The organism is Belliella calami, assembly GCF_022549695.1.
Lineage (GTDB): Bacteria > Bacteroidota > Bacteroidia > Cytophagales > Cyclobacteriaceae > Belliella > Belliella calami.
In genome coordinates this window covers 48,323-64,211 of record NZ_JAKZGS010000001.1, presented here as the reverse complement: position 1 = coordinate 64,211, position 15,889 = coordinate 48,323, and the positions used below count along the sequence as shown (strand labels likewise).

The following is a 15,889-nucleotide window of genomic DNA, read 5'->3' as shown; positions in this document are numbered from 1 at the left end:
TGAGACACCCTTAAAAATCAATCACTAACCAACTGGGTGTAGTTTGTAACTACACCCAAAATATTTCGATTGCGTTGGTTTTATTATTTGAAAGTAGAATTGCAAATTCCATTGATATGGAAGTGTAGATTCAATCTACACTTAGGGTTCACGCCAAATTTTTGAGACACCCTTAAAAATCAATCACTAACCAACTGGGTGTAGTTTGTAACTACACCCAAAATATTTCGATTGCGTTGGTTTTATTATTTGAAAGCAGAATTGCAAATTCCATTGATATGAAAGTGTAGATTCAATCTACACTTAGGGTTCGCTCCAATTTTTTGAGACATCCTTAAAAATTAATCACCAACCGTCTGGGTGTAGTTTGCAACTACACCCCAATCAAACCGCCTGGGTGTAGTTTGCAACTACACCCTAAATATTTCAAATTCGAGGGTTTTATTATTTGAAAGTAGAATTGCAAATTCCATTGATATGGAAGTGTAGATTCAATCTACACTTAGGGCACACGCCAAATTTTTGAGACACCCTTAAAAATCAATCACTAACCAACTGGGTGTAGTTTGCAACTACACCCTAAATATTGCGACTTCGAGGGGTTTATTATTTGAAAGCAGAATTGCAAATTCCAATGATATGAAAATGTAGATGCAATCTACGCTTAATTATAGCAATCCTTCATTTATCTTTGCCTTTACCCATTTCAATATCTCTGCATTTTTGTGACTCTCAGTTTTGATTTCGATGATTTTGGGATTCAAGGATTTATGGTAAAAATTCTCCATGACGTCGGTCAAACTCTTTTCGTCAGCTATGTAATGGTATTCAAAACCAAAGTCTTTGCATAGGTTTTGGGCTGATAATGTCTGTTTGGTTTCGAAAAACTCCTCCAATTCAGGTTGTTTTGCTGGGCCATCGATTAACCTAAATATTCCACCCGCATGATTGTTGAGCAAAATTATTCTAAGATTTGGCATGGAGTAATTATGCCAAAACGCATTTCTATCATAAAAGAAAGCTAAATCTCCCGTGATCAATGTAACAGGATCTTTGGTGGTGAAAGTGCAGCCTACTGCTGTGCTATTGCTTCCATCGATTCCGCTTGTTCCTCTATTGCAAATCACTTCTTGTTTTCTGATGCCCAAAAGATTCACATATCTTATGGCCATACTGTTTGCTACATGAAGTTTGGCGTGTTGGGGAATGAATTTCAGACAGGATGCTATCGCTTTGTATTCTCCGAATTCTGTTTGGGAAAATACTTTTGGTAGGTTGTTTTTGATTTTTTCTTCAAGTAAGTTCCAAGAAGATGAATAGAATTCATTTGAAGCCATATTCTCCTCGAGAAATTTTAGAAAAGAAAGAGGTTGGCACTGAATGGTATGCGTTAAGCTTTGAAATGTATCTGGAGAGTAACCATCCTGCTGCACATGCCAATGCTCAGCTTCTGAATTTCTTAGGAACAATTTAAGATTTTTGGAAATGATAGATTTGCCAAAAGAGATGATCAAGTCTGGATTTAAATCCTTTTGAAAAACTGTGTTCCCAATGAAATGATCATGAAAATTGACGGTTTCTTCAGATTGAAGGTTTGAAATGGTATCTGTTACGACCACGGCTTTGTTCAAAGAAGCAATTTGATCTAGTGTTTTTTGTAGTTTTTCATTCGGCCTTTGCTGCCCAGGTACAATTAGGATTTTGTTGAATTTGGAAAGTTTTGATTTGAGTTTTTCTTTGGTTTCACCAGTTATCACTGCTTCTGTAGAGATAGCATCGATCTGTTTGACTTTTGAATCAAAATTGAACTGCTCGTCAGCATTTGGATAGAATGGCTCTCGTAAAGGTATATTGATATGTACTGGGCCTGCAGGGAACTGTTGAGCCAAGTTGATAGCTTCATTGGCTATTCTGTTTGCATGCCATACTTTGTCTTTGTGTTGGAAATCATCAGGGAAAGAGAATGAACCCTTTACATGCTTCCCGTAGATTTCTTCTTGTCTGATGGTCTGACCATCCCATTGATCGATCCATTCCGGTGGTCTATCGGCTGTGATTACAATCAAAGGAATCTGTTGGAAAAATGCTTCTGCAATAGCTGGAGCATAGTTGTATGCAGCTGAACCTGAAGTGCAGACCAAGGCTACTGGTTTTTCCAGTTGTTGCGCCATTCCCAATGCGATGAATGCTGCGGCTCTTTCATCGGAAATTGTTCTTGAATGGATTTTTGGATGTCTCACAAAAGCCAAAGTGATGGGTGCACATCTTGATCCAGGGGAGAGGATTACATTGTTAACTCCTTTTTGGCTACAAATGGAGACAAGATTAAGAATAGGTTCTAAGATCAAAGCTTTTTCTGAAGATTTAGGTGTTGTCCAATAATGTCACATTTCATTTCTGTTTCTTCCCATTCTTTTTCAGGATCTGAATCTTCGGTGACTCCAGCTCCAGCATAAAGAATCGCAAAACCATCCATCAGCCTAGCTGTTCTCAGGTTCACGTATATGGAAGTTTCTTCTTCAATATTTACTGGGCCAATATATCCTGCAAACAACGATCTGTCGAATTTTTCGTGCGTACGTAAGAAATCAAATGCTTCTTTTCTAGGCATTCCACAGACGGCAGAGGTTGGATGAAGCAATTCCAACATTACAGATCCAAGCTGAGGGAAATTTGTAGCATTCATGTTTACGCTAAAATCAGATCGGAGGTGAAGAAGATTGCCAGCCAAAACAGTTTTTGGACCAATTTCATCATATTCTCTCAGTCGGATTTTTTTGAAGCAATCGACGATATACCTACTTACCAATGCCTGTTCCTCGATTTCTTTTTGTGTCCAAGCTGTGTTCTTCAATGGATTATCGCCTACAGCTTTTTGCGTTCCAGCCAATGACATGGTGGAAAATAGCTCTCCTTTTGTCTGAATCAATACTTCCGGTGAAGCACCAAGCCATGAGCCAACTTCTGGAATATGGAAAAAGTTAATAAATGCATTGGGATACGCTTGGATAAGGCTTTTGATGGAATTCACAAGGTCAAATCCTTCTGTCAATTCAATCTTTTTTAGTTTTGCGGGTACTATTTTATTCAGTTCGCCATTTTCGATGGCTTTGATTCCTTTTTTTACCAATTCAACAAAATCTTGTTTGCTGTATTCAAGATAAGATTCTCTTCCGCCAGTTTCACCTGATGAAAAAAGTGATTTATTGATCAGTTTTTTGCTTTGTGTATTTGTTTTGACAATGCCTATTGCTTTCAAGTTTTCCTTTTGATCCTCAATGGCAATGTTGAGGTCTATTTTGAAATACGAACTTGCTTCCAAGTAATAGGCTTTTTGATCCTCTTGGTCTTCAAAAGGATGTACAATAAATCCTGAGGGTAACTCTTCAAGCCTAGGAGAGACTTTTTTTGCTTTCCCAGAATTGTCTATCAGTATTTGGAGAAATTGAGATTTTGGTTTTCTCCAAATAGCTAATTGATGACCCTTCTCAAGGTGTAAGGAAAGTAAATTGTTCAAATAATGTTCTAAACTATCGAATTTTATTTCTAATGCAGTCTGCATATCTATTTTTAATAGCGTATAATCATCTTATTTTTTGTCAATGACTGCCATTGTGATTCGGCTTATACAGGTTAGTTCTCCGTTTTCTGTGTAGATTTTTATTTCCCACACTTGCGTTTTTTTACCAATGTGTATTGGTTTGGTTATACCTTTCACAAATCCCTCTTTTACAGATTTAAGATGGTTTGCATTGATCTCCAAGCCTACACAATATTGTTTTTTCTGATCGACAGTCAAAGTAGCAGCAACACTACCCATTGTCTCAGCAAGAACGACATTTGCACCACCATGTAACAATCCAAGTGGTTGTTTGGTTCTGTGGTCAACGGGCATCGTTGCTTCCAGAAAATCTTCCCCAATTTGGGTAAATTTGATCCCCAAAAAATCGGTCATCGTATTTTCTCCCCATTGATTGAGCGTATCTATAGTAAGGTTTGAAGGAAATATCATGGATAATGGAATAAAAGTTTTTTCTTTGTTCTTTCAAACAAAAATAGAGAATCTTGTTAAGTAAAAAAATTTACCTCGTAAGACACGGGCAGACTGATTACAATTTGAAGGGAGTGGTTCAGGGAAGTGGGATAGATGCACCATTGAATTCCAATGGCTATAAGCAAGCGAAAGCATTTTTTGACACATATAAGGATATTCCTTTTGAGAAAGTTTATTATACAGGACTACAGAGGACAAAGCAATCTGTAGAGGGGTTTTTGGACTTGGGTATTCCACATGAAAGTGTAGTCGAACTCAATGAAATTAGCTGGGGAAAATACGAAGGTGTGCCGATGACTCCAGAAGAGAACAGATATTATCAGCACATGCTTGAGAAATGGAGTTCAGGAGAATTGGATTACGCAATAGCTGGAGGGGAGAGTCCGAATATTGTAGCAGAAAGACTAAAAATAGGGATAGATTATATTTTGAGCAAGCCAGAAAAACTGATTTTAATCTGTATGCACGGCAGGGCTATGCGAATCTTACTGAGTGTTTTGATGAAATATGATTTGAGGTTTATGGATGAATTTCATCATCAAAACCTTGGTTTGTATGAGTTGAATGTAGATGATACAGGTGTATTTAGGATTTTGAAATTCAACTCAGGAGATCATCTTAAAGGACTTCATTTAGTTTAAAAAACTTGTTGGCCTTTTTGCTGCTTTTTTCAATTTTCGCTTCAAAATCTGACACCAAAGTTTGATATACACCTTTTGATTTGTCCAGATCTACTATTTGGAAAGCAACTTCATCAAGTGTAGCAATGGTGGTTTGGTTTAGCCTGATTATAAAATCGCCAAGCAGGCATTTATCAATGCTTTCTTGTGTTGTTTTTACGAGAATAGCAGCATCTGAATTTCCGGAAAAAGACTTTGTGTCAAACAAATTCATCAAGCTTAGTTCTATATATTCTGGGCTTGTTTTCATTTGTTTCAATTCTGCCTTGTTAAATATTATCAAAAACGTTTTTTCAGATGGATTTTTGGCGAAACCCAAACTAATGATTGAGAATAGAAGCGCTGTCAATAATAAATTTTTCATATCCGTAATGTATAAAAATTAAACTGATAAATCAATATTTTGTTTGTGATTAATCTTAAAAAATATAGTGCAAAAAAAAGACCTGAATTTCTTCAGGTCTCTATTCTTATGAAGTTTTAGTACTTCTTTTTTTCTTTGGCGCTACTTCTTCTTCGATTTCATCTTCAACACCAGCTAAGATTCTACCACAATGTTCACATACAATAAGCTTTTTCTTTTCTCTGATGTCAGCTTGTCTTTGCGGAGGCACGACATTAAAACAACCACCACAAGCTCCTCTTTTTACCAAAACTACAGCTAAACCATTTTTGGCATTCACTCTGATTTTAGAATAAGATTTTGCAAGACGGTCTTCGATTTTCTTTAATGCCTTTTCTCTGTCGTTGTTAAGTTTTGCTTCTTCAGCTTCGCTTTCATTGACGATATTTTGCAATTCACCTTGCTTGTTGTCAAGGTCTTTCTTTCTGTCTTTTACAACTTCCTTAAGCTCATCAAGATCTCGATTTTTTGTTTCGATTCTTGTTTGTGCTTCTCCAATTTTCTTTTTGGAAACTTGGATTTCTAGGTCTTGTAGTTCAAGTTCTTTGGTGATGGCGTCATACTCTCTATTGTTTCTGACATTCATCTGCTGCTCTTGATATTTTTTGATCAGCTTTTCAGACTCTTTGATGTTCTCCTTATGCTTCTTGATTTCATCTTCGAGGCTTAGGATGTCTGTATTGAATTTTTCTACTCTAGTTTCATAGCCTGCGATTTCATCTTCAAGGTCTTGGACTTCCTCAGGGAGGGCTCCTCTAACTTTAATGATGGAATCTAAGCGGGAATCTATCTTTTGAAGATTATGTAATGCTTCAAGTCTCTGTGCAACGGTACTTTCCATGTACTATAGGTAAGTTATGGGATTCGTAACTACTTTTGTCAAATAGAGTGCAATATTAGTGAATTTTTGTGACAATAACTCTAATAATAACTCTTTTGTAAAGATTTCACTTTCATAATGTCCAATGTCACAAATAACTATTTGATTTTCAGCATCAAAGAATTCATGATATTTTATGTCCGAAGTAATAAAGATTTCTGCTCCTGACCTTTTTGCATCTGATAGGAGAAATATTCCTGCACCACCACAAACGGCTACTTTTTTGAAAGGCTTGTTGTTTAACTTTGTATGCTTGATCACTTGTAGGTTCATTTTTGATTTGAGCATCTTCAAAAAGTCCTTTTCATCTATTTCTGATGGTAATTCTCCTACCATCCCAGCGCCTACATGCTGATGTTCATTTTCGATTTTCTGTAGGTAGTAGGCAACTTCCTCATATGGGTGTGCATCTTTTAATGCCGCTATGATTCTTCTTTCTAGATGACTTGGTACGATCACTTCAATTCTAGTCTCAGGTTCAGTGTGGGGATTGCCTTTTTGGCCGATTTTTGGATTTGCTTTTGAAGAAGGAGTAAACGTACCTTTGCCTTCCACCATAAAACTGCATTCATTATATTCTCCAATGTTGCCAGCACCAGCTGCAAACATCGCAGTGGTTACTTGATGTACATTTTCATGTGGGACAAATGTGGTTAGCTTGCTTAATAAATTTTTTTTAGGAGATAAAATTTTTGTGTTGACTAAACCAATCTTATCACTGATTCGCTTATTTACTCCATTTGCCACATGATCCAAGTTGGTATGGATTGCATAGATTGCAATATCATTTTTGATTGCTTTGATGATGGTTCTTTCTACATAATTCTTGCCCGTCAAACTTTTTAAGCCTTTGAATACAATAGGGTGGTGGGCTACGATAAGATTGCAACCAAGATTGATAGCCTCGTCAATCACCTCCTCTGTAGCATCTAGTGTACAAAGTATGCCTTTCACATTGTCATTAGAATTTCCAGTGATCAATTGGGCATTGTCATAAGACTCTTGATATGCAGGCGGTGCGAGTTTTTCGAGATAAGAAACTACTTCTTTGATCGTATAAACCATATATTTTAATTTAAATTTGTCAATCAAAATTAACTAAAAATTGCGAATGCCTTGGTTTGAACCTCTCCTTTATCCATTTTCTTTTATCTATGACGGTGTCACAAAGGTACGAAACAGACTATTTGATACTGGTTATAAGAAAAGTGTGTCCTTCAGCATTCCAACGATAGTGGTTGGAAATCTGAGTATGGGAGGTACTGGGAAGACGCCTTTCGTTGAGTTTTTGATCAGGTTGCTGTCAGATTTTCAATCTATTTGTACGCTGAGTAGGGGGTACGGTCGTAAAACCACTGGGTTTATTTTAGCAGATGAAGATTCTAATGCATCTCAAATTGGGGACGAACCTTTTCAGATTTATTCAAAATTCAAACCTGATGTAGCAGTAGCCGTTGGTGAAGATAGGGTGATGGCGATTCCCATGATCATTGCCAATTTGCCAAGTACTGACCTGATACTTTTGGATGATGCATTTCAGCATCGATATGTGAAAGGTGATTTGAATATTTTGCTGACGACATTCCAAAAGCCATTTTTTGATGATAGAGTTGTGCCAGTTGGAACTTTGAGAGAGGCGAGAGCAGGAGCAATCCGTGCTGATATAATTGTCGTGACCAAATGCCCGGAAGACTTTGATGAAAGCACCAAGAATTTCTATCAAAGAGAAATAAGGGTTTATAATAGTCATGCTAAAATTATTTTTGCTGGGTTGAAATATGGGGAACCAGTTTCGCTCGTTAATCCTGCAAACCATAAACTAAATGAAGTGATTTTGGTATCAGGGATCGCAAATGATGAACTTTTGAGAAGAGAAGTGAGTAAGCATTATGAGGTCAAAGAAGTATTTACATTTTCTGATCATCATCATTACAAAATCAGTGATGTCAAAAATATAGCAAAAAGTGTACGTCAAAATTCTAATTCAGCAATTTTAACTACTGAAAAGGATGCAGTCAAACTTAAAGACCCTATATTTCGGGAATATTTGGCAGAAATTGCGATTTTTGCCCTTCCAATAGAAATCAGCTTGAGCAAAGGTGATTCACAATGGATAAAAGACAAGATTTCAGAGGTAGTAAAGGAAAAAGGATATATCCGTGAAAATTAAATTATACAGCATATTTATTTTTTTTGTGTGCATGCTGCTGGCACAAGAGGTCTATTCCCAAATTCCTACCCGGGTCCCTCCTCCAGGAAGCCAACAACAAAGTAGACAACAAAACAGGCAGCAATCAGGAAATGGTGAAGATGAGGAAGGTCAAGAAGATTCATCGGGAAGAAAAAAGCTGATAGATGATTCTACCAAAATGGTTTTCGGACCAAAAACTACCTTATATTTTTTCGAAAAAGATGTCAAAAGAAACAGGATAAAAAAGCAAGAGCTAGATACCTTACTGAATGGCTTTCATTATTATGAGCCGGTAGCCAAGACAGGATGGAAATATCAGGATTTGGGAAATATAGGGACTGCATCTAAGCCAATCTTTTATCAAGCTCCGAAAATGATAGGTACTACATCAGGTTTTACTGCTTATGATTTGTATCATCACTCTCCTGATAGTGTGAAGTATTATGATACCAAATCTCCCTATACCAAAATGGCCCTATTCTTTGGTGGTGGAAATAGGAACATGATGGATCTTGAGTTTGCAAGAAATGTCACACCCAATTGGAATGTTGGCTTTAACATTCATACCATCAGAGCCACTAAAACCCTTAATCCTGCTAGAAGAGATGACCATGGCACAGTAGCCAACTCTTATTCTTTCCAGACTAGTTATAAATCAGACAATGAGAAATACTTTCTCTTGGGAAACTTTTCTAGGGGAAGACATCAAGTGGCAGAGCAAGGGGGTATAATCCCGCCAGATATAGACAGTACATCTTTGTATTTTACTTATGAAGATGCCAAAGTATGGCTGAGAAATTCAAGTGCGGTAGATTTGAGGCAAGATTATCATTTGTACCATGAATATGAATTGTTGAAAGGTTGGCAAGTTTATCATGTTTTTGATAAAAGAAAGCAAGCTGTGACATTCAGATCTGCATTGACTTCACCAGATGAAGCCTTTTTCAACGAATACAACCCTGACAGATTCAATAGAGCGGATAGTACAATTAATTACAATCACTTTTCCGAATGGCGAAATGAAGCGGGTTTTAAGGGGGATTTAGGGTTGTTTTATTACAACGCTTTTGTAAAATTCCGTACAGGTAGAATGAGGGGCAATTACATGGTGAACCCCAATGGTTTTGATGAGCTTTCTCTTGGTGGAGCTTTGCGTGGAGACTTGAATGAAAAATGGAGTTTTGAAGCAGAGGGAGAGTACTTAGTTCCCGGAGCGTTTAGAATTCATGGTTTGTTTGTTTCTCCCTTTTTGGAGGCATCGTACACCAAAGCACTCTACAAACCTACTTCCATGCAGGAATTATACAGAGGCAATCATCACCGCTGGAGCAATCGCTTTTCAAATATTGGTCTAGATCAAGTTCAAGGGGTAATCAAAGCTGATTTCAAAAGGTGGAGTATTAGGCCCAATCTTACAATCAATCGGGTAAATAACTATGTGTTTTTTGATGAAAATCAACAAGCCACTCAAGCCTCTGGAGAAGCATTTATGTTGATTCCAGGAATTAAGACCAGTTTTAATGTTGCAGGAAAGCTATTTTGGGAAACAGAAGCTTACTATACTTTGATTACTGGTGGAGGTGCTGATAATTTCCGAATTCCTGAGATATTTGCCAATAGTAGGATTTATTTTGACAGTCCACTTTTCGACGAAAATTTGTTTATTCAGATAGGGCTTGAAGGAAGGTATAGAAGCGAGCATTTTGCGGAAGCTTATAACCCAGCTATGCAGCAGTTTTACCTACAAGATAGGTTTTCCAATGTTGAAGGGTATCCTGTTATTGATTTTTTCCTAAATGCAAGGATCAATAGGACTAGGGTTTTGGTAAGATATAACCATGTCAATAGTAATCTATTATCTGTACCTGGGTATTTTGTAACCCCTGATTTCACTGGGTTGAAAGGGACTTTGGATATCGGTATTTCATGGCCTTTATTTGATTGATGATGAGTTGGGAAGAAAGTACAAAACAAAAAATGCTGCATTTACAGCTGCCTACAGACCCGAGATGGGTGGGTATTGCTGAGATGAATATTGGAGAGATACTTATTGACCACGCATATTGTGAGCAAAAAGCTGCTTCATCATGCATTTCACTGATCGTAAATTTTTATGATTTTCAAGAAGTGGCAGAATTACTCACACCTGTAGTAGCAGAAGAGTGGGGGCATTTTGAAAGGGTTTTGTTCCATTTGAATAAGAGGGGATATGTACTTGCGAAACCAAGAAAGGATGAATATGTCATCAAACTCAACGAGTTTATCAAAAAAGGTGGAAGTAGAGCACAACAATTGTCAGAACACCTTTTGATGAATGCCTTGATAGAAGCAAGGAGTTGTGAGCGATTCAAATTGCTGTCTAATCATATTCAGGACGAAGAATTGCGAAAATTCTATTATGAGCTGATGATATCAGAAGCAGGGCATTATGTGAATTTTATAGAATTGGCAAGAAAGATAAATGACAAGAATGTCGTCAATGCAAGATGGCAAGAATGGCTTGCTTATGAAGCACAAGTAATCAGTAGCCTTGAAGTTAGGGCTGATAGGATGCATTAATGATCAGAAAATTTTTTTTCTGAAAAAATCGGGTTATTTCTGTGGCATTTAAATAAAATCCATCATATTAAACGAAATTAAAGTGAAATTTTAAGGAATACTGTTCCAATTTGAACATTTTATGAATCTGATCGAAAATATAAAGGAAGCCTTGAGATCTGTAAAGATCAATTTGCTTCGTACCATTCTTACTGGCGCCATCATTGCTATTGGGATTACGTCTCTTGTGGGGATGCTTACTGCCATAGATGCCATAAAAGCTCAGATAGAGGACAGTTTCTCTGGCTTGGGTGCTAACAATTTTGATATCCGATCGAGAGGTTTTTCTGGAGGAAGGTCTGTCCAAGACGGCAAAACAGAAAAATCCTATCCATTAGTAAAATACAAGGAAGCCCAAACTTTCAAAACTGAATTTTCTGGTATAGGAGTTTCGACGGTCTATTCGACTCTGTCAGGATCCGTAGAAATAAAAAGAGGATCAAAAAAGACCAATCCCAACATCCGTGTTACGGGTGTAGATGATTTGTATCTTTTGATCAAAGGAATTAAAGTAGAAGAGGGGAGAAACTTCGGTAAAACTGAAGTGGACTATGGAACAAACGTGTGTATCATAGGGAAGGAATTGGTTGATTTGCTCTTTGAAAAAGAAGAAAATCCTCTAAATCAACAAATTTCATTTTTTGGGAATAAGTATACTGTAATAGGCATCATCGAAAAGCAAGGGAGTGTTGGAGGTGGTTCAGGTGCTGATAGGGCTATTTTTATTCCTATTGAAAATGGTAGTCGATTAGACCGCAATGGAACTTTTAGATATACGATTACCGCAAGTGGTTCCAACCCTGTGAATCTTCAATACGAAATGGGACAGGCAACAGGAATTATGCGTAAAATCAGACAGGATGGAATCGGGGAAGATGATTCATTCGAAATCACCAAAAGTCAAACTGTAGGAGAGAGTCTTGAAGAAGTTGCTGGTTATTTGAGGATTGGAGGGTTCACTATTGGATTTATTACACTTGTAGGTGCATCTATAGGATTGATGAATATCATGATGGTGTCAGTAACGGAAAGAACAAGGGAGATTGGGATTAGAAAAGCCTTGGGAGCTACTCCTTTAAGGATTAGGCAACAGTTTTTGATTGAAGCAATTGTAATTTGTCTGATTGGAGGTGTGTTTGGGGTGATTTTGGGTATCGGAATTGGAAATGTCGTAGCCAATTTGATTGGGCCTGGAGGTTTTCTGGTTCCTTGGCTTTGGATTTTTGTTTCATTTGTGATTTGTGTTTTTGTAGGGCTTTCTTCAGGCTATATTCCAGCATTCAAGGCAAGCAAGTTGGATCCTATTGAGTCGTTGCGTTACGAATAGAATATGCGTTAAAAAGGAAAATTTTGTTTGATGGATAAAAATTCATTTCTGTCAATGAATCAAGTTTGTGTGAAGAGCCTGGATAATGTGCTTTTTCAAAATCTTGATTTTTTGATGAAAAAGGGCGAAAACTGGGCCATTGTAAGTGCTTCTAGTATAGAAAAGAAAGGCTTTTTAGAAACCATTTTGGGGAAAACAGTGGTTTTCTCTGGGAGTTTGCGCTTTGCGTTCGCTGATAATTACAGACAACAAAGCATGCAAAAAAGCCAAGTTAATAGCTACAGAGACTTGGTTGCTTTCGTAAGCCAAAAATACACTTTTACCAATAAGGATAATCTTCAGAATTTCTATTATCAGCAACGCTTCAATTCCTCTGAATCAGATTCAGCACATACCGTACAGGAATATTTAGAAAAAGTAGAATCTAAAATTGAAGGATATTGGAACTTTGATAGGGTAGTTGATTTATTGAATATCAATTATTTGCTAGCTGAATCAATATTAAAATTATCAAATGGAGAAACCCGCCGACTGGCAATAGCATCAGCCTTACTTAAAAATCCAATGTTGTTTTTGATGGACGAGCCAATGACAGGTTTGGATAAAGAAACAAGAAATCAGTTTGATGGGATTCTGAGGAAAATAGTTGATTCCGGCATTCAGTTAATTGTAGCCACAAAGCCTGATCAAATCCCAAATGTCATCACCCATGTTGGGGTCTTGCAGGATGGTAAATTGACGACAATGAATCGAGAAGATTTTCTTAATTCATTTGATATGCAAAAAGAAAGAAAATTCTTTCATTTTGATGTGGAGAAATTGGACAAATTAATCCAGATCAATTCTATTCAAAAATTTGACTTTTTAGTTCGGATGAATCAGGTGACGGTGGTTTATGATCAAAAGAAAATCTTAAAAGATCTGAATTGGGAAATCAAACAAGGGGAATGTTGGTCATTGAAAGGGCACAATGGAGCGGGGAAATCAACATTGATAAGTCTAATTATTGGAGAAAATCCTCAAGCTTATGCCAATGATATTGTTTTGTTTGACCGAAAAAGAGGAACAGGTGAGACAATTTGGGATATCAAAAAGCAAGTGGGTTTTGTTTCTGCAGAATTGTCAAGATTTTTTCCAAAAAACCAATCATGCATCAAGGTAGTATTGTCTGGTCTTTTTGATACCATGGGATTGTTTAAAAAAGTTACTCCGGACCAAGAAAGCCAAGCTATGGAATGGTTGTCTTTGTTCCGAATTCCCAATGTAGCTGGGTTGTTTTTTAATCAAGTGTCTCTCGAAACTCAGAGATTTTGTCTTTTAGCTAGAGCTATGATCAAATCACCTGCTTTATTGGTATTGGATGAAGCAACCCAAGGAATGGATGAAGACCAAAGTTCATTATTTTTGGAGGCAATAAACCATATCGGAAAGAATCCTTTGATCTCGATGATATTTGTAAGTCATTACGAAAATGAGATTCCAGAGACAGTTACTAATGAAATTGTGCTTCAGGATGGGGAGATTTTTGGTTAATCAGGCATTGGTTTTTTCAGTCAATCAAAAACCTTTTAAAGATAAGCATTTTCAGCTACAACAATGTGAATTTTGGCTACATCTGATGGGGGTTTAATTCTGAAATTTGTATAAACAAAATATCAGAAAAATGGAATTAAAGAACAGTACAATTCTCATCACAGGAGGCACAAGTGGTTTAGGTTTGGAATTTGTTAAGCAACTTTCCGAATATGGTGCAAATATCATCATCACAGGAAGAAACCAGAAGGCATTAGATGATACTAAGAAAAAATTTACAAATGTCCACACCTTCAAAAGTGATGTAAGCAATCCGAAAGATATCGAAACACTCTATAAAGGAGTAATCCAACAATTTCCGGAATTGAATATTATCATCAATAATGCAGGCTTGATGCGTCTGATTGATTTACAAGACAGTTCGTTGGATTTGGAAAATATCAACCAAGAAATTTCCGTTAATCTTTCAGGTACTATTCAAATGGTACATCAATTTTTACCGCATCTTAAAACTAAAAAATCAGCCGCCATAGTTAATGTTTCATCAGGAATAGCTTTTATGTCCTATTCTTCTGCACCTATATATAGTGCTACGAAGGCTGGAGTTAGGGCCTACACACAAGCGTTGAGATTGCAACTGGAAGATACAAGTGTCAAAGTGTTCGAAATGATACCTCCCGGTGTCAAAACAAATCTTCAAAAAACATGGGAAAAGCAACCAGATCCAGCAATGATGATGACCGCAGACAAAATGGTAAAAGTCGCCATTGAAGGTCTTTTGAAAGACAAGAAAGAATTGAAGCCTTTCACGATTAGAGTGATAAAAGCTGCTAGTAGATTATTTCCCAATGTCTTATTGAATTTTGGCCACCGTGAATTTAAAGAAATCAAAAAACTCAAAAACCAGAAACAACAATGAAGATTTTAAGTATTATATTGTTATTGGTTTCTGCTTTGCTTAGTATGAAGCATGGATGGGATGCTTTTCAACCTGCCAATGCTGAGCAACTTAAAATGATGTCAAATCTTGGCATATCAAAGTCGGTAATGCCCTATTTTGGAGCATTTTCAATCATCATTGGTTTTCTGCTTTTTTTTCCTCAGACATTTTTTTTGTCTAATGTTCTAAATGCAGTAACCATTGTTTTAATTATGGCATTGTCGTTAAAGGCAGGGGATTATAAAATGGCTTTGATGGAAATTCCTTTTCTGACTCTACCATTGCTTTTGATTTGGCTGAGATACCCTTTTAAATTTTAAGATCAGATTATGAAAATTAGTGCGCCAATTCGTATAAAATCAATTTCAGAAGGACATCGTTTGGCTGGAGTTGAAAAGCCGAATCATCCTTTGATCAGCATTGTGGATGTTTCAAAGTTTACCAAGGATTCAGAAGTCAATGCTGTGATTTTTGATTTTTACACTATTTCAATCAAACGTGGATGCAATAACTTGCTGTATGGACAACAAAAGTATGATTTTGATGAAGGACTTATGGCATTTATGGCACCAGGACAGATTTTGAGAGGAGAAGCAGGTAGTCGGCCATCAAGTTTACAAGGTTGGATGCTATTTATTCATCCTGATTTTTTGTGGAACACACCTTTGGCAAAAAAAATTAAACAATACGAATTTTTTAATTATGCTGCTAACGAAGCATTGTTTCTCTCGGATAAGGAAGAGTCATTGATGAATGGGATTATCGAAAACATCAAGCATGAGTATCACTCCAATATTGATAAATTTAGCCAGGATGTAATGATTTCTCAGCTTGATTTGCTGTTAACTTATGCCAAAAGATTTTACGAGCGTCAATTTATAACTAGAAAAATCACTAATAATAAGATTTTGAATCGATTGGAAAAAGTACTGGAAGATTATTTCAGTCAAGAGGACTTAATGACTAAGGGATTGCCAAGTGTACAATATGTAGCCGAAAATCTTAATGTTTCTAGTAAATATCTAGGTAGTATGCTCAAACAAATGACAGGAATTACAACTCAGCAGCATATTCACGAGAAGTTAATAGAAAAGGCAAAAGAAAAGCTTTCAACAACAGAGTTATCAATAAGTGAAATTGCATATGAATTGGGATTTGAGCATTCTCAAAGTTTTAGTAAATTATTCAAAACGAAAACCAAACAAAGTCCCAAGGAGTTTAGGGCAAGTTTCAATTAATCAAAGACGCTTCAACTTTCGAAAAATGCTGATTGATTAAAAGAG

15 protein-coding genes are annotated in these 15,889 nt (G+C 36.7%); 9 read left to right on the top strand and 6 right to left on the bottom strand.

The genetic code is table 11. The annotated features are described in order from the left end of the window. Positions 1 to 668: 668 nt before the first annotated feature. From menD to MM236_RS00260, 3 genes are read right to left on the bottom strand one after another with little or no spacing between them, the layout of a single operon-like run. On the bottom strand, positions 669 to 2,348 hold the full coding sequence (gene menD, locus MM236_RS00270) for a 2-succinyl-5-enolpyruvyl-6-hydroxy-3-cyclohexene-1-carboxylic-acid synthase (RefSeq protein ID WP_241272917.1): 1,680 nt from the start codon (positions 2,346 to 2,348) through the stop codon (positions 669 to 671). Then, positions 2,345 to 3,562, bottom strand: a complete 1,218-nt coding sequence (locus MM236_RS00265) for a chorismate-binding protein (protein WP_241272916.1) — start codon at positions 3,560 to 3,562, stop codon at positions 2,345 to 2,347. Before MM236_RS00265 ends, menD begins: the two co-directional genes overlap by 4 nt. Before the next feature lie 27 nt (positions 3,563 to 3,589). Then, complete coding sequence (locus MM236_RS00260; protein WP_241272915.1) at positions 3,590 to 4,012, bottom strand: hotdog fold thioesterase; 423 nt, start codon at positions 4,010 to 4,012, stop codon at positions 3,590 to 3,592. A 53-nt stretch (positions 4,013 to 4,065) separates the two neighbouring features. Here MM236_RS00260 and MM236_RS00255 point away from each other — a divergent pair, with 53 nt between their 5' ends. Next, complete coding sequence (locus tag MM236_RS00255) at positions 4,066 to 4,695, top strand: histidine phosphatase family protein (protein WP_241272914.1); 630 nt, start codon at positions 4,066 to 4,068, stop codon at positions 4,693 to 4,695. On the opposite strand, the gene MM236_RS00250 is transcribed toward MM236_RS00255, so the two are convergent. From MM236_RS00250 to MM236_RS00240, 3 genes are all read right to left on the bottom strand, one after another. Next, positions 4,673 to 5,098, bottom strand: coding sequence for a hypothetical protein (locus MM236_RS00250; protein ID WP_241272913.1), 426 nt, complete (start codon positions 5,096 to 5,098; stop codon positions 4,673 to 4,675). The two genes, MM236_RS00255 and MM236_RS00250, sit on opposite strands and share 23 nt — an antisense overlap. Positions 5,099 to 5,204: 106 nt before the next feature. Beyond that, positions 5,205 to 5,978 carry a zinc ribbon domain-containing protein gene (locus tag MM236_RS00245; RefSeq protein ID WP_241272912.1) on the bottom strand — a complete coding sequence of 258 codons (774 nt, stop codon included), beginning with the start codon at positions 5,976 to 5,978 and terminating at the stop codon, positions 5,205 to 5,207. 3 nt (positions 5,979 to 5,981) lie between these two features. Further along, positions 5,982 to 7,082, bottom strand: coding sequence for a Nif3-like dinuclear metal center hexameric protein (locus MM236_RS00240; protein ID WP_241272911.1), 1,101 nt, complete (start codon positions 7,080 to 7,082; stop codon positions 5,982 to 5,984). A 46-nt stretch (positions 7,083 to 7,128) separates the two neighbouring features. Here MM236_RS00240 and lpxK point away from each other — a divergent pair, with 46 nt between their 5' ends. The 8 genes from lpxK to MM236_RS00200 all read left to right on the top strand — a co-directional run bounded on the left by lpxK (position 7,129) and on the right by MM236_RS00200 (position 15,844). Continuing rightward, entirely contained in the window at positions 7,129 to 8,187 is a 1,059-nt protein-coding gene (lpxK, locus tag MM236_RS00235; protein ID WP_241272910.1) for a tetraacyldisaccharide 4'-kinase, read from the top strand. 31 nt (positions 8,188 to 8,218) lie between these two features. Next, complete coding sequence (locus MM236_RS00230; RefSeq protein WP_255742303.1) at positions 8,219 to 10,153, top strand: putative porin; 1,935 nt, start codon at positions 8,219 to 8,221, stop codon at positions 10,151 to 10,153. Positions 10,154 to 10,185: 32 nt separating this feature from the next. Then, positions 10,186 to 10,767, top strand: coding sequence for a MiaE family protein (locus MM236_RS00225; protein ID WP_241272908.1), 582 nt, complete (start codon positions 10,186 to 10,188; stop codon positions 10,765 to 10,767). 121 nt (positions 10,768 to 10,888) lie between these two features. Next, entirely contained in the window at positions 10,889 to 12,133 is a 1,245-nt protein-coding gene (locus MM236_RS00220; RefSeq protein WP_241272907.1) for an ABC transporter permease, read from the top strand. Between the two features lie 30 nt (positions 12,134 to 12,163). Then, positions 12,164 to 13,666, top strand: a complete 1,503-nt coding sequence (locus MM236_RS00215; protein ID WP_255742105.1) for an ATP-binding cassette domain-containing protein — start codon at positions 12,164 to 12,166, stop codon at positions 13,664 to 13,666. Positions 13,667 to 13,796: 130 nt separating this feature from the next. Then, the gene (locus tag MM236_RS00210) at positions 13,797 to 14,585 is read left to right on the top strand and encodes an SDR family oxidoreductase (protein ID WP_241272905.1); all 789 of its coding nucleotides are present in this window, start codon (positions 13,797 to 13,799) and stop codon (positions 14,583 to 14,585) included. Beyond that, entirely contained in the window at positions 14,582 to 14,926 is a 345-nt protein-coding gene (locus MM236_RS00205) for a hypothetical protein (RefSeq protein WP_241272904.1), read from the top strand. The genes MM236_RS00210 and MM236_RS00205 overlap by 4 nt, the downstream gene beginning before the upstream one ends. A 9-nt stretch (positions 14,927 to 14,935) precedes the next feature. Beyond that, positions 14,936 to 15,844 carry a helix-turn-helix domain-containing protein gene (locus MM236_RS00200; RefSeq protein ID WP_241272903.1) on the top strand — a complete coding sequence of 303 codons (909 nt, stop codon included), beginning with the start codon at positions 14,936 to 14,938 and terminating at the stop codon, positions 15,842 to 15,844. The last annotated feature ends 45 nt before the right edge of the window (positions 15,845 to 15,889 follow it).